Raw genomic sequence first — 22,425 nt, 5'->3', positions numbered from 1 at the left:
ATACCGTAAATTAGAAGAAACGTGGTGATTTTAAATACGATGGTAACTTGCTCAATAGATCAAAATCAAACAAAACCATTACTTCGTGGCTACCGTTGTTGTATTCACCTAAGTTAGATGTAGTGTAATCATAAGCATAACCCACACGAACGCCAGGTGTAACTTCAAAATTAAGCATGCCGGTAACAGCATCATCAATTCGATAACCTATACCAGCTTCAAATCGTTGATAGAAACGCACGTTAGCATTCACATCTATACTTACCGGAGCACCATTAACCCATCTTGCCATAAAAGAGGGTTTAATCTGAAAATCTGAAGTAGGCTCAAATACGTAACCTCCTGTTAGAAAATAATGAGTGTTCTCACTTCCTAATCGCTGTATTCCGTTCTCATCTTCCAGGTGATAAGATGCTACAAGATTAGGAGCAGAAATTCCTACGTAATACTTTTCAGAAAAGTAGTAGGCACCTATACCTATGGTAGGATAGGTTTCATTTATATTTTGGTCAAAGGACGGATCTGTTGCAGCACCACCACTACCTAGTTGTAATCTACTAAAATCTGTACTGAAAAATGATGCCCCAGCTTTTAAACCTAGCGCAAGGGTAGCGTTTTCCTGAATAGGTAGCTTATAAGCAAAATCTGCATTTAGATTTGTTTCTTGTACAACATCTCCTATTTCATCGTGCACAATATTTAGACCTAGTTCTACTTTATCAGACATAGGTAAGTGAGCAAAAAAGCTCGCTGTTGTTGGTGCTCCATCTATTCCTACCCATTGGGCTCTATAAATTCCACCTATTTTAGCTTTATTTACTGATGAGTATGCAGGGTTTATGACACTCATATTATACATATATTGAGTGTATTCTGGATCTTGCTGTGCAAACATACTTGTACATAAAAGGACAAGCACTGCAAAAAGACTATATTTTGAAGTTGAATTTTTCATTGAGATTATCCTTTTATCTGTTTAAGTAAACTTTGCCTTGTTTAGAACTTTTTTGGCCGTTATTGTAATTGATGATGTAGAAATATGTTCCATTAGGAAGGGTGTTTCCACCTAGGCGATTTTGATTTGCCTGACCGTTCCAAGGTCCTATTGAAGCATTACCCTTAAAAACTACGCTTCCATTTCGGTTAAATATTTCGATTGTATAGTTGGGATAAATGATATCAATGTTTTTCATTTCAAATAAATCATTTATTCCATCACCGTTAGGAGAGAAGCCTTCAGGAATAAAGACTGAATCACATCCAGTTAAATCTGCTGTAACTGCTAAGCGCTGCGAACTTTCACAACCGGTGCTTGTATTCTGCGCGGCAAAATAATAAGTTGTATTTGCAGATAAAGAAGCAGTTGAACTAATTAAATTACCATTTGTAGGTGCATCATAAACAAGAACTTCAAAAGACGAATTTATATTTGCCAATAAGTCTGCCACTGTAGGATCATCATTTATACAGAAAATAGAACCTGTAGTACTAATTGTTGGAATTTCAGGATCTTCTAAATTAAATTGAACCGGCGCTGCAGATAAATTTGAAGCACTACATAACGTTGTAAAATTTTGAATATCTAAGATTTCAAAAGTAGTATTACCGGCATTTGTAAGTAATTCAGAATCAAGTATAAGATTTGCAGAACCCGATACAAATGTTAGTTCGGCAGTAATAGTTTGCGTAGTATTTGCACCACTTAACTGAAAGGTAACCATATAGCTAGCATTTGTGAGAGAAGAAGCGTTATCGATAGCTATAGATACAGCTTCTCCAAAACACACATCATTTGTTGTTAACGTTACACCGGTCGCATCAGGCAGATCAAAAATTTCAAAATCATTACTGATGTTTAATGTACCAGGGGCACAGCTTGTTGAGTTTGTAACTGCAGTGATAGTAACAGTTGTAATCCCCAGTTGAGTTAATACGGTTGCTGGTATTTCAAAAACTCCAGAACCATTAGTAACGGTTACTGATGCAGAAAGGTTGCTTGAAGAATTTGAACCTGATAGATCATAGGTAATACTATAATCTCCGTCAGAAAGACCTGTAGCGTTCGAAATACTAACTAGTCCGTTTTCTGCTAAACATATATCTGAAGCGTTTATACTTTCAGTAGCTAGTTCAGGAATAGGATTTATAGTAAATGAAGTTGTATATAAAGTGGTATTTGCACAATTAGACAATGGGTTAGTAATGGCTTCAATAGTAAAAGTTGTGTTGCCATCATTCATTAAAAAAGATGCATCTAATGATAGGGTGGCGTTTCCTTGAACAAACTGAACAGTTTCAAGATTACTATATAAATTGGCTCCAGTTAATTCATATTCTACTTCATAAGAACCATCGGCAAGATTTGAATTAGAAAAAAGTATTTGGCCATTTTCTCCTAAGCATATATCTGTAGCTGTTATCGTTGTGGACTCAAGATCTGGAGTAGGAAGTATTTCAAAATCCTGAGTAAGTGGTAAGCCTGTTGCTTCACAATTCAAGACATTCGTAGATAAGCTAGTTATAGTTATTGTATTGGTACCGGCATTTTCTAATTGTACCGCAGGTATTTCTAATGTCCCAACGCCAGCTGTAAATGTAACTGTAGATTGGTTTTGACTCGATGCATTGGCACCACTTAGGTCATACAAAACTGTATACGTGCCATCTTGAATTTCTATAGCTGGTGCAGTTATAAGTAATGAACCTGTATTGTCTTCACATATATCGGCAAATGCAAGTAATGCATTAGAGGCATCGGGAATAGGTGTAATTGTGAAATCTGAAGTTGATATTGTCAGATTATCTGCTTCACAAGTAGTTATCGTATTCACAATCCCCACTAAGGTCAAACTTGAATCTCCGTTTACTAAAAGCGTAGCAGGTAAATCGAAAGATCCTGTTCCATTAGTGATAGTAACTTGGGTTGCAACTTGATTAGTTGCGTTAATTGCTCCGCTTATCTCATAATTGAAATCATAAACTCCATCAATAAGATTAGGTGTTGCAGCAGAGTCAGATATGGTGACAGTAACCAGATCATTTTCACAAGCATCTGTAACAGTTATTGCAATTGTTTCCGCATTGGGTTTAGGATTAACAGTAAAGTTTGTTTCTACACTAGTATCTGTACTACAGCCTGCATCATTCGTCACGTTGAGTAGCGTAAGAATATAATCATCGGCGGTAGCAAGTGCATTAGACGCTAGAGTTATAGATGCCATACCGCTTACTACATCGGCATTTTGCGTATACGTTGTTGCTACACCACCACTACTTAAAGAATAGGTAAAACTATAAGAACCATCGATAAGTTCTAATTCTGGCGTTGTACCTGCATCACTTAAATTAAATACACCATCTTCCTCTAAACATAATGGCTGATTAACGCTTAAGGCAATATCTGAAAGATTAGGAAGACCTATAATTGTAAGTGTATCTCTTAAATCACCTATGTAAGAAATACAAGTACCTTCTGTATTAGGATCCTGTATAGATGTAATGGCCAGTTCTGCAATTCCTACTCCCGTAAAAAATGAAGGATTGGCATTAAATGTACCTATACCATCAGTCATAGTCACTGTGATTATTTCTGTTCCAGTATTAGGAGCAGTGCCTACGCTGTAGGTCATTACATAATCACCATTTGGAATATCTGCAATATCCCCTGTGATGGTAACTACAGGATTTATGGGAAGTGTATCTTCACAAATTACATCATCAAGGGCTTCTGGAAATGAAAATTCTAAAGTTGCGTTTCTAAAATCTGCAACTTGCTCAATAACTATATCTACTGTTATCTCACTTTCATTACATATTTGATTAATAGGCTCTACTGTATATGTAAAAGAATAAATCCCTACCCCGTAAGTATCTCTAATGTTTTGAATATCTATAAAACTATCATTAGCATTGCTAATTTCATTTGTTCTAGATTCAGTCCACGTACCGCCTTCATCTTCATTTACAATCACATTTCTTAAATCAAAATTACGCAGGCTGCTAAAATCGTCTGTTTCACAGAAAATTGTTTTTGTCGTAATATCAAGATTTCCGGCGTTTGGTGCAGGGGATACTTCCAGGCGTACCATACTCGATAACGACGAAGTTGATCCTGAACTAGACTGGCAATCTATAGCTGGTTGATCAGTAATTGTATATCTAAATGTATAAGTACCTGTACCTGCTTGTAAAGCATTAAAATTGCGACCTGTAAGAGCATTACTTATGGTGGTAACATTATCGCCACGCTCATTATTTACGTCAATAAGCATCCAGTTTCCGGGAGTGGTAGCAGCAGGGCTACCTCCGGTAAATTGAAATAGATTAACCCGTGTATTATCATCACAAGCAACCGCAAGCATATTGCTTTGTCCTGGAAAACCGGCTAATGCTAGGGTAACTGTAGCACTTTGTGAGCACGTTGCATTTGTGTAGGTGTAACTAAATGTACCACCACTACTTATTTGCCACGTATTTAGAATACCAGTAGTTGCATTTAATCCACCTGTATTATCAACATCTATCCAGGTACCTCCGCGTTCTGGACTTCCACCTAAAGCTGCAAACAGGTCAATAAATTGGTTTACCTCTTTATTACAGGTACTCAAATTGGCATCTTGGCCGGCACATTGTGCATAGGCTGCTGTAGAAAATCCTAAACTAATAAATAGGAAAGACAGTAAAATGCTCTTTCTTAATAGCGTAATTTTTTTAACCATAAAAGTTGGGATAAGTTTTAACAATACAATATTAACCGTTTAATAGCAATTAAGTACGATTAAATGTAAATTAAAATTAAGATAATTTTCACATTAGCCTTTTTAAAACTCCAACTCTTCAATCTTTCCATCGGGATATTTCGCAAATCGCTTTAAATTTACATCGTGGGTGTATTCTTGTGAAGGCCAGGGCCAACCACCAAATTGGGTCTCTTGAAAGTTACTAAAGGCTTTTTCAATATCTGTTCTAGAATTACCTACAAATGGGCCGTGTTGTACAACGGGTTCATTTATGGGCATACCTTCTAAAAGTAAAATCTGAGCGAACTGGTCAGAATTTGTTAATGTTAGATCTTTAGTTGCATCTGCTTTTATTTGATGCATACTGGGGATTGTAAATTCTTCGGAAAAAAGAATGTTGCCCTCATAAAAGTAAAGCGAACGATTAACACCAGATTTTCCTTTCGGAAGTGTAAACTCTGCATCTGGTTCTAAGGTAATCAACCAGATATTTATTGCATTCTCAGGATCTGCTGCCCAAGAATCTGGTGCCGGATTTAGAGATTGGGTATCTGAAAATTCACCGGCAATTAATTTAATTGTCGTTTGCTTATTATTAGTGTCTTTTATGCTAATCACTGGAATGTTCTCGTGCCACATCATCCCAAAATAAGGGTTCACACCTTTACTCTTTGTAGGTAAGTTTAACCAGATTTGAAATAACAGCAGCGGATTTTTAGCTTCAGTATTGAGTAGCGGAAACATTTCACTGTGTTGAACACCCTTACCAGCAGTCATCCATTGTACATCTCCATTACCAAATCTACCTGCAGCACCTAAGGAGTCTGAATGATCCACATATCCCTCTTCTGCAATTGTTACTGTCTCAAAACCTACATGTGGATGTGCCGGAAAACCCGGTACTTTTGAACCATGGTACATTGCCCAGCCATCACGTTGTGTAAAATCTTGACCTATAGTGCGTCCTGCCAGTGAATCTTTAGGTCCAGAATGTCCATTCCCTTCGGGATATAAATCATGATGAAAAGCACAAAATAAAAAAGGATCTTGTGTATCCCACTGGTTTTGAAGCGGAGTTATTTTCAGAATTGCTGACATTTCTTATGGTTTAAAGATTCAGTACTAAGATAGGAGTCCTTAGTAAAACCTGAAAGACCATTATTAAGCATTATTCACAGCTAGAAATTTTAGAGCCTATCTAAAAACTGTAACTTTATTCAACTAAATTTTAAAGTCAGCATATATGCATTTTTTTCAGAAAGAAATAAAACTAAGACCTAAAGCCAGAGGGTTTCATTTAGTTACTTCAGAAATTGAAAACCACTTAGAGCACATCAATAAGATTAAAGTAGGTCAATTACAGGTATTTATTAAACACACTTCTGCTAGTCTTACTATAAATGAAAATGCCGATCCTACAGTACGTGATGATTTTGAAAGTCATATAAATAAAATGGTGCCTGAAAATGCACCCTATTATAAACATACATTTGAAGGCCCAGATGACATGCCTGCACATATCAAGGCCTCATTAATGGGAGCTTCTGTCACAATCCCGGTAACGAATGGCAAATTAAATTTAGGGACTTGGCAAGGCATTTACTTATGTGAGCACAGAAATAATGGTGGATCACGAAGTGTGGTTATCACATTATTTGGTAACTAGCTGCTCTTTTGCTTCAATAAGTTTTCCCAGTATATATTCTACACCATTTTCATTATTGGTTTTTGTGCTATAATTAGCAGCTTTAATGATGTTAGGATGTGCATTTTGCATTGCATAACTAAAATGAGCGAGCGCTAACATTTCAATATCATTATTGTAATCTCCAAAAACCATCGTTTCCTCTTTAGAGATATTCAATTTTGATTGAATAATTTTTAATGCACGCCCTTTATCTGTATGTAAATGGCTTAAGTCTAACCAGTTTTCACCAGACACTTTAGCTTTAATTCTATCTTCGAGATGTTTTACTGCTGGGTAAGTTGTTTTTTCTGATCCTCCAAAACTATAAACGGCAATTTTGAAGAAATCATCATCTTCTATTTCAGTAAGATCATCTACCAGATTATATCTAAAGTAATATTCATCAAATATATTTAGGAACTCCTGATGCTTTGACTCTACATAAGCTTGTTTTTTACCACAAAGTACAATATGCGCATCTTCTATTTTACGCATATCTCGTATCAAATCATGAACAGTGTTTGTATCTATTGTGCAAGTATCGGTCACTTCTTCTGCGATAACCGTCATCCCGCCATTCTCTGCAATAATTGTAATCTCATCTTTAATAGGCTCGAGCTTGTGAATCATACTGTAATATTGTCTTCCGCTTGCGGCAACAAATTTTACATCATGTTTTTTAAGCTGTTCAAACTGTTCAAAAAATAAATCACTAACCACCCCTTTATCATTTAGGAGTGTGCCATCCATATCAGAAACCACTAATTTTACTTGAGATAAATCCATCCTGCAAATTTAATCTATACATTCAAGCTTAGCGAATAACTAAGATTAATAGAATCTTAAATATGGTTGTCAATTTTAGTACTTGGCACCTTGAGCAATATTCTTACTTGCTTTTTCTATAAATACACGTAAGTCTTCGTTGGCATTTTTGAGATCCTCATTACGTAGATACATCATATGACCACTGCGATATCCTTTAAAATCCATGCGGTTTGTGAATTTACCATTGATGTTTATCTGATTCATAATATACCTGGCATTAAAATACGTACAAGCGCCATCATAGTAACCAGATTGAACCAAGAGGTGCAAATTTGAGTTCATTGCCATTGCTTCGCGTAAATCGGCGCCAGAATTATTATTAGTACGGTCCCAAGGTCTTACGTCGCCAAACATGTCATAGGTAAGGTCTGTTTTAAAATTAAGTTCCTGAGTCATGTAGTAGTTAATCGCAGGTGTGAAACTATGTAACCATGAGGTGAGTTCACTGTTGTAATCTGGTGAGGACCCTGCATTAGCAATATCTAATCCCTTATAGCGAGAGTCAAGACGTCCTATGGTCAACCCTTCTTTGTCACGTAATAAATCTTTCCAAAAGTAGTTAAATGGTACCGCAAGATTATGCTGGGCTACCGTTTTCTGGCTAAGACCAGAATAATATGCAGTTTTTTCAATTGCTTGTGCTCGCTCAATAGTAGTAGCAGATCCTCCTTTGGCTAACACAGGAAGTAATTCATTTACCGCGTAGGCTTCAACCTCAGGCAACATTTCTAATAAATCTTTATTCTGAAGTTCTGGCGGTAAAGCTTTGTGATACCAGGCAGCTGCAGCAAAATAAGGTAATCGATTTGCGATTTCTACTGGTCCCTCAAATTCAAAGCCTATTTCTGTAGGAGATACAAGTATTACGCCGTTGATATACATCCATTTACTTTGTTGTAGTTCCATTGCCAGACCAGAAACACGAGTTGTACCGTAACTCTCCCCAATAAGAAATTTTGGAGATCTCCAGCGGTTGTGACGGGTAACAAAAGTATTTACCCAACTGGCTAGATAGCTTATATCTGCGTTTACCCCAAAAAACTCCTTACGGTCTGGCATTTCTCCTTTTTCATTAGGAAGCATTCTGCTGTAACCTGTATTTACCGGATTTATAAAGACGATATCTGCAACATCTAAAATCGAGTAAGGATTATCTTTTATACCATAAGGCTGTACCGGGAAGCCCTCATCTGTTATTTTAAGTATTCTGGGTCCGGTGTAGGCGATATGCATCCATACAGATGCAGATCCAGGACCTCCATTAAAGCTTATTACAAGTGGTCGCGTTTGATCATCTTTAATATCGGTACGTGAATAGTATGTATAATTTAGAGTAGCTACGGGATTTCCAGATTCATCCCATACTGGTTGGAACCCTAACTCAGCTCTATACGGAATGGTTTTACCTTTTATAGTAACACTATAAGTGGATGTACTGGTTGTATCAACAGGAACTTTTATTTTTTGTGCGAAAGTTGAAAAAGTAACGAGAAGAAGAAGTATGGTAATTTTTAAACTCATAAAATTTCTGTGTTAATGGTAATAAGCAATTAAATATTTCTAGCTCTTAAATTTAATAAATTGAAGCTTCTAATAAGCTATCTAGTTTTTTTCTATTGAATGCTCTTCCGGCTTTGATTACTTCATAAATATCTTGTGTGCTTTTGACATCCTGCAACGGATTTGTATTTATAATTATTAAATCTGCTCGACCACCGCTCTGTATTGTTGGAACGGTCTTTTTTAAGAATTTAGCCCCATTTTGTGAAGAAGTTCTAAGTGCTTCTAACGGACTTAAACCAGCTCCTACTAATGCTTCGAGTTCGTTGTGTAAGGAGATACCTGGATAGATGTAAGAGTTGTACGCACCACAATCTGAACCTGCAAGAAGGCCAACCTTATTTTTATTCAATTCGCCGGTTAACTTAACAAATGTAGAATCTAATTTTTTCCGCATTCGTATAAATACTGGTGAGGCGCCTAGTGCACTATTAATACGACCTTTATATGTTTTTTTAATTCCAGGACCTATATAGTTGAGGTTTGTATCTCCTGTACGATCATGCTCATCTAAATAACTCAGGGTTTTACCTATGTGTAGTGTAGGGACTACATACACATCACGCTCTGTTAAACTACTAAATGTTTTTGTCGCTGTAGTTTCAGAATACGTTTTGATAACACGATCTAAAGAAGACCAGAATCCCATCTTTCCAGTTTTAACCGCTTCAGTTATTGCGGCTTCCTCTAGGGAACAACCCTTCAAAATATAATACAAGTGCTCGATGGCATCAATTCCTCCTGCAGTAGTTTCTTCAAGAGTTACGGAGTAGGGCATATGGCCGCTGGTTATGATTCTGCGTTTTTCTGCTTTTTTAATAGTTTGAAGATAATTTTCTGCGGAAATCTTACTGTCATAAATTTTTACAAAATCCACATCTAAAGACTGAAGGGAGTCGAGCGCTCTTTCTATGTCTTCAGAAGTTGAAACTTCTAAAGAACCTGCCCAGGTTGCGCCGGGACCATCAATCTTAGGTCCCGAAGTATAAATTGTGGGTCCGTTTAAAACTCCATTTTTCATATCCTCTTGCCATTGCATTACTGAAGTTGTTAAATCACCACCTGCGTCACGCACGGTAGTAATTCCATTAGCGAGATAGAGATTTAAGAATTTCTTGTTTTCTTCAATAAGGCTGTCACCACCTCTAAAATGAACGTGATTATCCCACAAACCCGGCATAAGATATTTTCCTGTTCCGTCAATCTGTGTTTTTGCAGCACTAGTTAGTAAATCTTTTGTACGTACTATAGAATGAATAGTATCTGCATTTATAAAAACAGATTGTTCATTTAGAATCTCTCCTTTTTCTAGATTTATAATATTAACATTATGAATAACAAGATCAAATACAGGAGCTTTTACGGTGCAGGATAATAAGACTAAAGAAGTAATAAATAGCTGTAATATTCTAAACATAAAATTGAATTTTTGAAGCATTTAAAATACGGAGATTCTCTAAATAACACGGCTTAAACTAAAAAAGAGCCCTATTGGGCTCTTTAATTTGTATTTAATAGGTTCTTATTTTCCCCATTCTGTGTGAAAAATACCTTCGCGATCTATGCGCTCATAGGTATGTGAACCAAAGTTATCTCGTTGCGCTTGTATCAAGTTTAGTGGTAAATGACTTGAGGTATATGCTTCGAAGTAATTTAATGATGCAGATAATCCCGGAACCGGAATTCCGCTCATAGCAGCATACGCCACGGTCTCTCTTACAGACGCCATTGTTTCTTGTACTTTAGGAACAAATGCAGGTGCTAGTAATAAGTTAGGAAGTGATTTATCTGTAATATAAGCTTCTGAAATAGCATCTAATAAACCAGATCTAATGATACAACCGGCTCTCCAGATTTTTGCAATAACAGACATATCGAGATCGTACTCATACTCTTTAGATGCATCTGCAAGCTGATGTAAACCTTGAGCATATGCAGCTATAAAAGAGAAGTATAATGACTTTTCTGCCATAGCGATTAATTTGTCTTTATCAATCTCTTGTGGTTCTGGTCTGCTATATAATTTATCTGCAACGATACGTTCTTCTTTTAATGCAGAAATCTCACGCATACTTACTGCGACATCAATAGTAGGTACAGGAATTCCTAAATCCATTGCATTTTGCGAAGTCCATTTCCCGGTACCTTTTTGCTTGGCTTTATCAAGTATCATATCTACAAGATCTCCGTCTCCCAGATCATCTTTCTGAGCAAATATTTCAGCAGTAATTTCTACAAGAAAAGACTGTAGACGATCTTTGTTCCAACGATCAAATATTTGATGCAATTCATCATTACTTAATCCGAGTGACTTTTTAAGTAGGTCATAGATTTCAGAAGTAAGTTGCATCATACCATATTCGATACCATTGTGAACCATTTTCACATAGTTTCCGGCAGATTTAGGACCTAAATGCGCAACACAGGGTTCTCCTTTAAATTTTGCGGCTACTGCTTCAAAAATAGGTTTGATATGTGTGTATGCTTCAGCATCTCCACCCGGCATAATACTTGGGCCCTTGCGAGCTCCTTCGGCACCGCCACTAACACCAGCTCCAAAGAAGTTTATACCCTTTTCTTTTAAATAAGCTTCACGACGGTCTGTATCTGTAAAAAAAGAGTTTCCTCCATCAATAATTATATCTCCTTGATCCAGATGTGGAAGTAATGATTCTATTACTTGATCTACAATTTTACCTGCAGGTACCAGCAACATAATTTTTCGCGGAGCAGAAAGTGCATTTATAAACGTTGTTATATCTGATGATGCATCAACTTTTTCAAGATTACCGCCTTCTGTCTTGAGTGCATCAACCTTTTCCTGATCCAGATCATAACCGTAGGCCTTAAAATTATTGTCTGCGACATTTAATATAAAGTTACGTCCCATTACACCAAGACCTACAAGGCCAAAATCATAATTTTTATGCTCCATAATAATTATTTATTGTTCTTTTAAATTTGCACTATAATGTTTTTATAAAGCCTCTTGTGTGCAGGTAAGATGCCTTATTTTTGTATTGGTTATAGCCAAAATTAAATGATAACATTGACTTATTACTACTTTATTGTATAAACTCATGTTATAATTGCAACTAACCATTATCGACTACAAAAATCATTAAAAAATCAAAATTCTTTATGAATTCTACATCAAATCAATTGCTGGTTATATTTGGAGCATCTGGAGACCTTACCGCTCGTAAATTAATACCTGCATTATATCACTTGTATGAAGGTGGACATTTCCCTGAAAATTTTGTTGTTCTAGGAGCAAGCCGTAGCAATATGAGCGACGAAGAGTTTCGTAAAAAAGTTGTTTATGAGAGTCCCTATTTAAAAGAAGAAGTAAAAACTAAGGATGCGGCATTCATTAAGAAATTTGCAGATATAATGTATTATCAGGATCTGGGAGATGATTATGACTCAGATTATACAGATCTTAAAAATCGTATAGAAAGCTTAGATAAAGAGTGTAAAACTAATGGTAGTTTTATGTTTTATCTTTCTACACCGCCTAGTTTATATGAGCCGATAGCAAAAAATCTTTCAGATCAAGGATTAACTAAAGGTTCTGGAAATGATAAAGGCTTTAGACGCATAATTGTTGAGAAACCTTTTGGTTATAGTTTAGAAACTGCTCAGGAATTAAATAAAGGTTTACAGAAATACTTTAAAGAGAATCAGATTTTTAGAATAGATCATTATTTGGGTAAAGAAACCGTTCAGAATTTACTTGTAACGCGTTTTTCTAACTCAATTTTTGAACCTCTCTGGAACCGAAATTATATTCATCACGTAGAAATTACAAATGCAGAAACGGTAGGCGTAGAGAAACGCGGTGGATATTATGATAAATCTGGTGCTTTGCGCGATATGTTTCAGAGTCATTTATTACAGATTGTCTCTTTAATTGTAATGGAGCCACCTATAAATTCTAATGCTGAAGAAATACGTAATGAAAAAGTAAAAGCTTTAAAATCATTACGCATTATGAGGTCTGAAGAAGAACTGTTTCACAATACCATGCGTGGGCAGTATGTTGCTTCTAGTATCAATGGTAAGCGCGTAAAAGGTTACAGAGAAGAGGAAGGTGTAGATCCTGAATCTAAAACTGAAACCTACGCAGCAATTAAATTTTTTGTGGATAACTGGAGGTGGAAAGACACTCCATTTTACGTGCGTACCGCAAAGCAAATGCCTACAAAAGTAACTGAAGTTGTTATACATTTTAAAACTCCGCATCATCAGGTATTTAAGGATCAGGATATAAATAATAAAGACAATAAGCTTATTATTCGTATTCAACCAGATGAGGGTATTTTAATCAAATTTGGTGTAAAAGTACCTGGTCAAGGCTTTCAGGTAGAGCGTGCGAATATGGATTTTTACTATAGCAGTTTATCAGACTCCAATATAATGGATGCTTATGAGCGTCTATTACTAGATGCTATGCAAGGAGATGCGACCTTATATGCACGTGCAGATGAGGTAGAAGCTGCCTGGGCGTTTGTAGATCCTATTTTGGAATACTGGGCAAACGGTCAAGATGTGAATACGTACGGTTATCCTGCGGGAACTTGGGGTCCCAAAGATTCTGATGATCTTATTGAAGATAGCAACGGATGGCGAAATCCTGGAGAACATCTTACCGATGAATCCGGTTTTTGCATTATTTAAATTGAAGTATAATTAAAAATTTCCATAGTTATGGACTTACGTATAAAAGATACAAAACAGCAAGTTGCCGAAGAATTCTCTTATTTTTTCAAAGAACTTTGCGCTGATAAAAAAGAGGTGAATGTTGCACTTTCCGGAGGAAGCACGCCTAAAATTGTTTTTGATCAACTGGCTTCAGAATATAATTCTCAAATAGACTGGTCGAAGGTGCATTTTTACTGGGGTGATGAGCGTTGTGTAGCTCCTACAGATGAAGAGAGTAATTACAAAATGACGGTTACTCATTTGCTTTCAAAAATTGATATTCCGGAAGCAAATATTCATCGAATTTTAGGAGAAGCTGATCCTGAAGAAGAGGCGAAGCGTTATACAAATGTATTACGCGATAATTTACCAAGCTTAAATGGAATACCGCGTTTTGACTTGGTTATTCTAGGTATGGGTGATGACGGTCATACTGCATCAATTTTTCCACATCAGATTGAATTATGGGAAATGCCAGAAAGTTGCAGAGTAGCTACGCATCCTGAAAGTGGTCAAAAACGTATTACAATTACCGGTAAAGTTATAAATGCTGCAGAAACAATTGCATTTCTAGTAACGGGAGCTAGTAAAAAAGAAAAAGTATCATTAATAGTTAATGAACTTGAAGATTATAAAAAATTTCCGGCAAGTTTAGTAGCTCCTAAAGAGGGTGAGCTAACTTGGTTTTTAGACAAAGACGCCGCTGCCGGTTTATAAAAACAGATATTTCACTACATCTAATTTGTAGATGTAGAGTCAAAATCTACAGGATTCCCAGGCTCAATATGAATTAATATAAAATTGAGGTTGGGAATTTCTTCTTTAAGGTGATCTTGTAATTTATGCGCAATTATATGCCCCGCTGTTACACTTATATCACCATCTACAATTGCATGTAAATCAAGATGGTAATTCATACCAGCTTTCCGAATAAAAGCTTTTTCAGTATCTAATACTCCGGTAACTTCCAGAGATTTTACCCGTACCTCTTCAATGACATCGTCATATCTGTTTTCATCCATGATCTCACCCAGAGCAGGTCTAAAAATCAAGTAAGCATTGTAGATAATTATACCAGAGGCTAGTAATGCGGCCCAGTCATCTGCAGCTTCAAAACCTTTTCCAAAAATCAGTGAAATACTAATTCCTATAAATGCCATTACAGATGTAATTGCATCACTGCGATGATGCCAGGCATCTGCTTTTAATGAAGAGCTGTTAGTTTCAATACTGCGCTTTAAAACAATTCTAAAAGCAGTTTCTTTCCAGATAATTATAGAGCCGAGTACCAGCAACGTCCAGGGCTTAGGTGACAAATGCGGAGTTTGTATATTTTGGATACTTTCATATGCAATTACCGATGCTGAGGTAACTAAAAAAGCAACCACCATAAACGTTACGAGAGGTTCTATTTTACCGTGACCATACGGATGATTGTCATCTGGTGGACGATCTGCATATTTTAAACCGAATAGTACCAGAAAAGAGGCAAAAACATCTGCGGTAGATTCAATCGCATCAGCAATAAGGGCGTACGAGTTTCCAAAAATACCAGCAATACCTTTTAAAATAGCTAGAATCACATTGCCTATGATACTAAAATAAGTCGCTTTTATTGCTGTCTTAATTTTACTCATAACTTCTGTGCTGCATTATCTGTCTTAAAAATTGTTGTAAAGTTCTGCTTTTTAAAAGTCTTCAGCTTGGGATTATATTAAGATTTGATGACTTTGTGATTAATGGTGTGCATGATATCTAGCAGCAAAGCCTGATAACCGATTTACAATTATCAGACTTTGCTATTATCTTGAATAACGCAAATTATATTTCTTCAATCACATTCTTTAATGCGGTTCTGGATTTTGGTTTTATATGAGGTTGATTTGTATCATCTGCGTCTCTATATCCAATTGCTACGGCAACCAGAGTCGTGTGTTCCTTTTGGCCCAAAATTGTATCATATGCATCTGGCTCAATTCCTTCCATAGGTGTTGCATCAATTCCCATATCTGCACAAGCACTTAATAATACCCCTAGTGCAAGATATACTTGTTTTTCAAACCAGGCGTAAATTTGTGGTTCCGGTAGTTTTTTGATAAAATCATTGTAAAAACCAACAGCTCCTTGAGGTAATTCTTTCTCGATTCGTGCTTCAAAAGCTTCTAAACTTTTAACACGACTTAAAACTATAAGCGTATCGCAATTGAGAATTTTTGAAGTATTAATCCAAGATACGTCAGCTAATTTTGCTTTTATTTCTGAATTGGAAACAAATGTAAATTTCCAAGGTTGGCTATTTATTGAGGATGGAGCTAACTGCAGAATTTCTTTTAGGGCTTCGATATTTTCTGGCGTTATTTTTTTTGAAGCATCAAACTTCTTTGTTGTATAACGACTTTGCATTACTTCTAAAAAACTCATATGACTTTTTCTTTATGCGTGTTGATTTTTATTATTGTAATTAAAATGATCAAGATTCCTAATGCTTGTAATAATCCTATACGCTCGTTGAGCATAAAATAGGCACTTAAGATAGAAACTGGTATTTCTAACGTGGCTAAGATTCCAGCTAATCCTGCGCCAATTTTTGGAACACCATTATTAAATAAAATTGGAGGTAAAACCGTACCAAATAACCCTAGAATTACGCCCCATTTAATAAGTTCGAGTGTATTTAATTCTTCGGTGATTTGATAATTCCAAAAGAATATAATAGCAATAAATCCCCCAAGAACCAGATATTTACTTCGAGTAATGTTAGGTAAGTCTAGTGATATTTTATTAGTCGCATACATAGTGATTGTATAGGATAAAGCAGCCAGAAAACCATATCCAAAACCCAACGGACTAAATGTAAAATCACTTTCAAAAATGCGAGAGGCTAGGGCTGTGCCGGCTAAGACTACAATTGCACCTATAAGTTTTGTTCTGTTAACCCGTTCTCTTTCAGTAAAAAACTCTAGAATGATACTCATCCAAACCGTTTGCATAAGTAGAATAATACCTATTGAAACCGGTACAAATTGAATAGCGAGGTAATAAAAACAACTTGTAAATCCGAGCGAAGACCCGAAGAGCAGCAATTTGAACTTTGATTTATTTGAGGAAATAGTGTTGTTTGTAGCTGTTAAATTGTTTTTTCTTACTGAAACAAAGGAGATTATACTAAGTACGATTACTCCAAATACAAACTGTAAAAACGTAAGTGCAGCAGTACCAAAACCGGCATTATTTGCAAGTTTTACTATGGTTGCTAAAACACCATAACTGGCAGCGCCTATCGAAACGAAGGCAATTCCTTTAAGTTTATCCATGTACTGCGGAAGGTTTTTTGTAGTGTAAGAAATTATATAGATACACTAGTCGCAATGTAATTGCAAACCTTAACTTGAATTTTCTTTTTAAATTAAAATGATAAGAAATAAGTTTAAATCTATCTTTAAGCTTCATTATTCAGACTTATGAATTTTATAAAGGGCCGGTTCTAGTTTCACAAAATGTGTAGTTAATTATACTTAGGATTTGCTTGGAAAGTTGCAAGTATAACTTCTAATTGTTTAACGTCATCCTGAGTTTTCACTTGAGGAAGGCTTCGTTTTTTACCATTTTTCAATACAATTGAGTAGTGATTAATTCTAAAAAATGTCCGTTTTGATAAGTGACTTATTTGAGAAATGGGTAACTCGTCTTTCATGGTTATTTTGAAGAAATAGATATACAAATAATAGATACTTAGCACACCCATTAAAATCCATACTACAGATTAAAAACGTATTCTATTCATAAAAATATTCAAGAGATTTAATATTGAGTTAGCAAGAATAAGAACCATTAAAAATTTCTGTAAAAACATATAGCTGTTGTGATCATCATCGATATAAATCGATTTATTCTCCACTTGATAATAAATTTTCAAGGATTTTTTACTATTCATAATCACGGAGATAATAGACTGTAATTTAGCTATTTATTCAAAAATCACATACTTATACAGAATAAAAAAGCTGATATTAATTTTTAAATTAATATCAGCTTTTTTAAAATAGTACCTAATTAAAAAATGGATATGACATTAAATATCATTTATTTACCCTCAAGACTTAGTAATTATTAACCCAGCTTGAGATCTGATATTGCTTGTTGCTAACTCGTTTGCTTGCCCATTGCCTCAAGAAGAACTTGTTTAAAAACATCTACCGGCTGCGCGCCAGTAACTGCGCTCTTGCGATCGAATACAACGGTAGGAACCGAATTCACACCAAGATTTTTCCAGTAAGATTGGGTTGTGCGCACTTCATAGCGTGCTTCTTCACTATCTAAGCGTTTTAAAGCTTCCTCAGCATTAAGACCTACTTTCAACAAGGCCTCCTTGAGTACACTTTGTTTAGAAACATCTTTACGCTCACTAAAAAATGCTTTAATCAATTGCATTTTTAATTCGGTTTGCTTCCCAAAATCTTTAGCATATTCTAGCAAGATATGCGCATCAAAAGTGTTAGCCATTCGCATCTCTTCAAAATAATCAAATGTAAATCCCAGCTCAGCACCGGCATCTATCATACGTTGTTGAGATTCTTCTTGTTGCGCTGTGGTAGATCCGTATTTTTCAGCTATATGCTCACGTAAATTTTGACCTTCAACAGGCATATTTGGATTGAGCTCAAAGGGTTGCCATTCTAATTCTATCTGATCTTCCAGACCTAATTCTCTAATTGCTTTGTCTAGTCTTTTGTAGCCTATTATACACCACGGACAAACAACATCAGATACAATATCAATTTTCAGTTTATTAGCCATATTTTTTTATTTACTTATTATAGAAGTGTCTATGAAATTTGTTTCACTCGGTTCCGTTTTATTCTCAAAAGATTCATCCACCATATTTATAAGCATTGAGTTAACTATTCTGCTTTTTTGTAGATCACAATGTTTAATATGTGCTTTATGAAAAACACCTAAAGTTTCCGTGGATCTGGGGTGACTATTATTTATAATCACCAAGTTGTACGAGTCTTTCTTAAAAGAATTTAATGTGGTTGTGAAAGGAGCTAGTTGAGATTCTTCAGCTTTAAAAACAGGCTGAAAAGTGTTTAGATAATTTTCCGAGGTTTTTAAATCTGCCTTTGCATACCTATGAAAATCAGCAAAAGATAACTCACTGGCAATTTCACTAGGTTCATAACCTAACATAAGAAATGATTGATCTCCTGCATTATCAATGTGAAACGGAGTATTTACCTGTTGATCAAATCGCACCAGCCAATGGTAAGCTAATGACTTTTTAAAATGAACTAATGATAATAGTGATAGCTCATTTTTAAGTGTCACCATTAATGATCTTAACGCTTTTGACGAACTATCGCTGCCCAAATTAATATGGAAAAACCCCGGTTTATCTGTAGCGGTTCTAAAAACCTCTTTAAATACAAGACCGGCTAATTGTTGCTTAGATAATTGTTGGGAAAGCGTATAAGTCATCACCTTTATTTTGTGAAAACATCCTTATTAAGACCATTATCAAATTTGATATTAGTCCAGTTTACATAAATCCACGGCTCATCTGTTAACTCACCATCCCAAGATGATTTTTTATACTTACGAGATGTAGGTATCAGCATATTATCGATTTCTTCATATTCTAAAACCATCAAATACGGAGTTTCTACAACATTGAAATCTGCTACTGTAAACAAAAAGCGATCTATTAAATTAGTTTCTTCATTAATATAAACCTGATAGATATCTTTAGGTTTATCCTCATTAAGATCAAAAGTTATTTTTACAACGTCATAGGTTATACTGTCGATTGTTTTTTTATTCAAGTATTCATAGTTTATACCGTCGTCAAGTAGCTTCTGCATCATCGTAAACCAGTAAAAATTAGTAGGTCTATTAAAAGCAACTTGCTTCATCATTTCCTCATCAGATAAATAGGTGTCGTTGTGACGTAACCAATAATTTTCACCATCAAATCCCTGCTCAATTACTCCTTCTAACTGTGGAAGAGTACGTTCATGTTTCGAATAAGAGCCGTAGGAAAGTTCACCGTCAAAAAGGTATTTTTCGGTACTAACATCGGTTTTACCATCTGGAGTTTTGTAAGTATATGTGTAAATCACATCATTTTTTGCCCAAAGTGAATCTTTATTTCCAACCTTTTGAGCTACTGCATAAACTAATTCGTGACCTTTATTTTGAAATTCGGGTTCAGCTATTTTTTCTTCTTGAGAATTTTCAGAACTTATTTCAACTTTAGATTTATCGTTAAATCCACAAGAGATTAATGCCAAGCTCACTATTCCTGATAACAGTTTAATTTTCATACTTGATTGGTTTTTAAGTTATTAATTTTATACAATCTCACTGAGTTGAATTACCGGCTCTGCATTGGTAAAATGTGGTAAATCTTTTAAAATTGTTTCGGCATTAGCGCCAAAAGATTTTTCAAAACTTTCCATAGATTTAAAAGTGATATTTGCAATCACAGCATAAGGAGCGGACTCAGTAGGTGATGCTGAAGCAATACCAAAGTTCACATCAGAATCTATAATTGCTTCACCTAATAATTCTGCAATTAAATTTCCGTGTTTGCTTAAATAGTAATCCTTATCAAATGTTAAGTCTACATTATTAGGATACATTACAGTTAACTTGATCATAAGTCTATTATTTAATTATTCAGAAAGATCGGCTAAAACTATTTTCTCAGAAAAGTTGCTATAAGCATCTTCAAATTGCTTTGCCATCTCATCGGGAAATAAGTGAAAATCCCCGGCTTCAAGAGAAGTTACGATTCCTTCGGCAATCACTGAGGTATCTGCACCATCTTCAAATCCTGCTGCAGCGCCCATTTCTGTATCTACAGGTCCTGGATGTACACTTAGAATAGTTACTCCTTTAGGACATAGTTCTGCTCTTAATCCTTGAGTCAAAGAATACGAGGCAGCTTTAGATGCTGAGTAAGTAGATAAATGAGGGAAATTTTTAATAGAAGCTACCGAGTTAAGCTGAACGAGTGCTCCTTTATTTTTTTCTAAGGTTTTTGCAAAAGAAGTGGCAACACGTAAAAGTCCAAAAGCATTAACATCAAGTTGTTTTGTTAAGCTTTCTAAAACATCCTCATCAAGAGTTGCACATGGTGAACCAATACCTGCATTATTTACTACAATAGCGACATCAGGAGTTTGCTCTGCTAGTTTCTGAATCGATACTGTGTTTGATACATCAGCTTCCAGTGTAACTACACGATCACCGTAAGTCTCTTCCAGCTCTTGAGTTGATGTTGTATCCCTTACGGCTAGGTATACTTTTTTTGCACCGTGTTTTAAAAATGATTCGGTGATTGCCTTACCTATTCCGCGGTTTGCACCAGTGACTAGTGCTACTTGGTTTTTTATTGAAATACTCATAGTTTTATTTTTAAATATTATTAAAGTACGAACTAGCCAATCTCAATTTAATCGAGCCAGTTCGTACTCATTATTAGAAGTTTATCTTCTAATTATTTTTTCCACGCAAACTTTTCAAAAGGAGCATCTACTGGTGTATTCGCAATATGATTTGTATAGTTGCTTATTACTTTTTGAGAAAGTCCTAAAATAATTTCAAGTACCTGTCTCTCACCATAACCAGCATCATAAAATGCTTGTAATTCTTCTTGAGTTACATTTCCGCGATTATGAACCATAGATAAAGTTAGTGTACGCAATGCTTCAAGTTTAGCATCAGCTAATGGAGTTTGATTACGCAATGATTCAGTTATATCTTCATCTACCTTCATCATATTTGCGATAGCTGTATGTGCAGGCACACAATAGTGACATTCGTGCTCAACATTTATCGCTTGCCATACCACTGTTAATTCTTCTTTGTTAAAAGAAGAATCCATAAACAATTTGTGTAAGGTTTGGTATCCTTCAAGTAATCCCGGTGCGCCGGCTAACACGCCGTGTAAACCTGGAATCATACCATTTTGCTTTTGAGATTGTTCTAAGAATACTTTACTCTCTTGTGGAGCAGTTTCTAAATCGTGAATTTTTAAAGTTGTCATTGTGTAAAATTTTAAATATTAATTTTTAATCTTAAAATAACTAAACGTTCATTTAGTTATTGGGTAAAAAAACGTTTATAAATTTTTAAACGTCATTTCAATATAGTCTTCAATCTCTTTTTCCGAATTTACTCGGGAGGCTGCTGCCAGACCGTGTTTTGCTAAAACTAAAAAGTTAGCCAGTTTAGTAATTTCTTCTTCGTCACTATAACCGCTCAATTTTAGTTTTTCGATAAACAACTTTTTCAAATTGTCCATAAAGGAAACCATTAAATCATTTATCAGCGGATCATCTGTTTCTGAAAATTCGTTGTATGTATTAGTGAGTAAGCATCCTTTTTCAAAGTCATCCTGCGAACTTATGGCAACCGAATCGTAAAAGAATTGCTTTATGTCATCAACGCCTTTAGAAGCCTTTTGAAATTTGTCAAACATAGATGCTACTTTAGATTTATAGCATTTTAAACTTTCTAGAAAAAGGCCGTGCTTGTTTCCAAAGCTTGAATAAATAGAAAATTTATTGATTCCCATCTCTTTTTCAAGCATCTGCATAGAGGTGTTTTCATATCCTTTACGCCAAAACAAATGCATCGCTTTAACGATTACATCTTCTTCTATATATTGTTTTTTCCTTGCCATTAAATTAATTTCACTACAAAACTAACCAATCGTTTAGTAATAGAAGTTGGATTAACACAATTTTAGTTTTTAATACACCTTCAACTCCAAAATATGAACACACCTTGTTGTAATATTCAATTTTATTTGAATTAAATATGGCGTTTTAGTGTTCAGTTAATTTATTTTCATTTCCTTTTGAGCATACTATTTTAGAAAATAGGTATCACTCATCGCAG

At 35.3% G+C, this 22,425-nt stretch carries 21 protein-coding genes; 3 read left to right on the top strand and 18 right to left on the bottom strand.

Annotated features, from left to right (window positions below):
* Positions 1 to 10: 10 nt before the first annotated feature.
* The 3 genes from DSM00_RS06680 to DSM00_RS06670 all read right to left on the bottom strand — a co-directional run bounded on the left by DSM00_RS06680 (position 11) and on the right by DSM00_RS06670 (position 5,837).
* Positions 11 to 955: a PorP/SprF family type IX secretion system membrane protein gene (locus DSM00_RS06680; RefSeq protein ID WP_128757246.1), complete on the bottom strand. Its 945-nt coding sequence runs from the start codon at positions 953 to 955 to the stop codon at positions 11 to 13.
* 13 nt (positions 956 to 968) lie between these two features.
* Positions 969 to 4,718, bottom strand: coding sequence for a gliding motility-associated C-terminal domain-containing protein (locus DSM00_RS06675; protein WP_128757245.1), 3,750 nt, complete (start codon positions 4,716 to 4,718; stop codon positions 969 to 971).
* A 102-nt stretch (positions 4,719 to 4,820) separates the two neighbouring features.
* On the bottom strand, positions 4,821 to 5,837 hold the full coding sequence (locus DSM00_RS06670) for a pirin family protein (RefSeq protein WP_128757244.1): 1,017 nt from the start codon (positions 5,835 to 5,837) through the stop codon (positions 4,821 to 4,823).
* 145 nt (positions 5,838 to 5,982) lie between these two features.
* Between DSM00_RS06670 and DSM00_RS06665 the strand changes: the two genes are divergently transcribed.
* A complete protein-coding gene (locus DSM00_RS06665; protein ID WP_128757243.1) occupies positions 5,983 to 6,405 on the top strand; it encodes a secondary thiamine-phosphate synthase enzyme YjbQ in 423 nt (140 codons plus the stop codon).
* Here the strand turns inward: DSM00_RS06665 and DSM00_RS06660 are convergent.
* From DSM00_RS06660 to gndA, 4 genes are all read right to left on the bottom strand, one after another.
* Positions 6,391 to 7,212 carry an HAD family hydrolase gene (locus DSM00_RS06660; protein WP_128757242.1) on the bottom strand — a complete coding sequence of 274 codons (822 nt, stop codon included), beginning with the start codon at positions 7,210 to 7,212 and terminating at the stop codon, positions 6,391 to 6,393. The two genes, DSM00_RS06665 and DSM00_RS06660, sit on opposite strands and share 15 nt — an antisense overlap.
* Positions 7,213 to 7,287: 75 nt before the next feature.
* On the bottom strand, positions 7,288 to 8,775 hold the full coding sequence (locus tag DSM00_RS06655; protein WP_128757241.1) for a S10 family peptidase: 1,488 nt from the start codon (positions 8,773 to 8,775) through the stop codon (positions 7,288 to 7,290).
* Between the two features lie 52 nt (positions 8,776 to 8,827).
* On the bottom strand, positions 8,828 to 10,231 hold the full coding sequence (locus DSM00_RS06650) for an amidohydrolase family protein (RefSeq protein WP_128757240.1): 1,404 nt from the start codon (positions 10,229 to 10,231) through the stop codon (positions 8,828 to 8,830).
* A 105-nt stretch (positions 10,232 to 10,336) separates the two neighbouring features.
* Positions 10,337 to 11,749, bottom strand: coding sequence for an NADP-dependent phosphogluconate dehydrogenase (gene gndA / locus DSM00_RS06645; protein WP_128757239.1), 1,413 nt, complete (start codon positions 11,747 to 11,749; stop codon positions 10,337 to 10,339).
* A 206-nt stretch (positions 11,750 to 11,955) separates the two neighbouring features.
* Here gndA and zwf point away from each other — a divergent pair, with 206 nt between their 5' ends.
* Complete coding sequence (gene zwf, locus DSM00_RS06640; RefSeq protein WP_128757238.1) at positions 11,956 to 13,494, top strand: glucose-6-phosphate dehydrogenase; 1,539 nt, start codon at positions 11,956 to 11,958, stop codon at positions 13,492 to 13,494.
* A gap of 30 nt (positions 13,495 to 13,524) precedes the next feature.
* Positions 13,525 to 14,235, top strand: coding sequence for a 6-phosphogluconolactonase (gene pgl, locus DSM00_RS06635; protein ID WP_128757237.1), 711 nt, complete (start codon positions 13,525 to 13,527; stop codon positions 14,233 to 14,235).
* Between the two features lie 20 nt (positions 14,236 to 14,255).
* On the opposite strand, the gene DSM00_RS06630 is transcribed toward pgl, so the two are convergent.
* The 11 genes from DSM00_RS06630 to DSM00_RS06580 all read right to left on the bottom strand — a co-directional run bounded on the left by DSM00_RS06630 (position 14,256) and on the right by DSM00_RS06580 (position 22,207).
* Complete coding sequence (locus DSM00_RS06630; protein ID WP_128757236.1) at positions 14,256 to 15,155, bottom strand: cation diffusion facilitator family transporter; 900 nt, start codon at positions 15,153 to 15,155, stop codon at positions 14,256 to 14,258.
* A 184-nt stretch (positions 15,156 to 15,339) separates the two neighbouring features.
* Positions 15,340 to 15,939, bottom strand: a complete 600-nt coding sequence (locus tag DSM00_RS06625; protein ID WP_128757235.1) for a nitroreductase family protein — start codon at positions 15,937 to 15,939, stop codon at positions 15,340 to 15,342.
* Positions 15,936 to 16,832 (bottom strand): EamA family transporter, encoded by an 897-nt coding sequence (locus DSM00_RS06620; RefSeq protein ID WP_128757234.1) that lies wholly within the window; start codon positions 16,830 to 16,832, stop codon positions 15,936 to 15,938. Before DSM00_RS06620 ends, DSM00_RS06625 begins: the two co-directional genes overlap by 4 nt.
* 191 nt (positions 16,833 to 17,023) lie before the next feature.
* Positions 17,024 to 17,212: a hypothetical protein gene (locus tag DSM00_RS06615; RefSeq protein ID WP_128757233.1), complete on the bottom strand. Its 189-nt coding sequence runs from the start codon at positions 17,210 to 17,212 to the stop codon at positions 17,024 to 17,026.
* A gap of 449 nt (positions 17,213 to 17,661) precedes the next feature.
* Positions 17,662 to 18,315, bottom strand: coding sequence for a DsbA family oxidoreductase (locus DSM00_RS06610; protein WP_128757232.1), 654 nt, complete (start codon positions 18,313 to 18,315; stop codon positions 17,662 to 17,664).
* Positions 18,316 to 18,321: 6 nt separating this feature from the next.
* Positions 18,322 to 18,996 (bottom strand): hypothetical protein, encoded by a 675-nt coding sequence (locus DSM00_RS06605; RefSeq protein WP_128757231.1) that lies wholly within the window; start codon positions 18,994 to 18,996, stop codon positions 18,322 to 18,324.
* Positions 18,997 to 19,001: 5 nt separating this feature from the next.
* Positions 19,002 to 19,841 (bottom strand): DUF6503 family protein, encoded by an 840-nt coding sequence (locus DSM00_RS06600; RefSeq protein ID WP_128757230.1) that lies wholly within the window; start codon positions 19,839 to 19,841, stop codon positions 19,002 to 19,004.
* A gap of 27 nt (positions 19,842 to 19,868) precedes the next feature.
* A complete protein-coding gene (locus DSM00_RS06595; RefSeq protein WP_128757229.1) occupies positions 19,869 to 20,177 on the bottom strand; it encodes an EthD family reductase in 309 nt (102 codons plus the stop codon).
* A 15-nt stretch (positions 20,178 to 20,192) separates the two neighbouring features.
* The gene (locus DSM00_RS06590; RefSeq protein ID WP_128757228.1) at positions 20,193 to 20,927 is read right to left on the bottom strand and encodes an SDR family oxidoreductase; all 735 of its coding nucleotides are present in this window, start codon (positions 20,925 to 20,927) and stop codon (positions 20,193 to 20,195) included.
* A 92-nt stretch (positions 20,928 to 21,019) separates the two neighbouring features.
* Positions 21,020 to 21,568: a carboxymuconolactone decarboxylase family protein gene (locus DSM00_RS06585; RefSeq protein WP_128757227.1), complete on the bottom strand. Its 549-nt coding sequence runs from the start codon at positions 21,566 to 21,568 to the stop codon at positions 21,020 to 21,022.
* A 75-nt stretch (positions 21,569 to 21,643) separates the two neighbouring features.
* Positions 21,644 to 22,207: a TetR/AcrR family transcriptional regulator gene (locus tag DSM00_RS06580; protein WP_128757226.1), complete on the bottom strand. Its 564-nt coding sequence runs from the start codon at positions 22,205 to 22,207 to the stop codon at positions 21,644 to 21,646.
* Positions 22,208 to 22,425: the final 218 nt, after the last annotated feature.

Origin of the sequence: Leeuwenhoekiella aequorea, assembly GCF_004104375.1 — a bacterium.
Taxonomy (GTDB): Bacteria; Bacteroidota; Bacteroidia; order Flavobacteriales; family Flavobacteriaceae; genus Leeuwenhoekiella; species Leeuwenhoekiella aequorea.
Note: the sequence above shows the minus strand (reverse complement) of the source record. Positions and strands in the feature narration are given on the sequence as shown.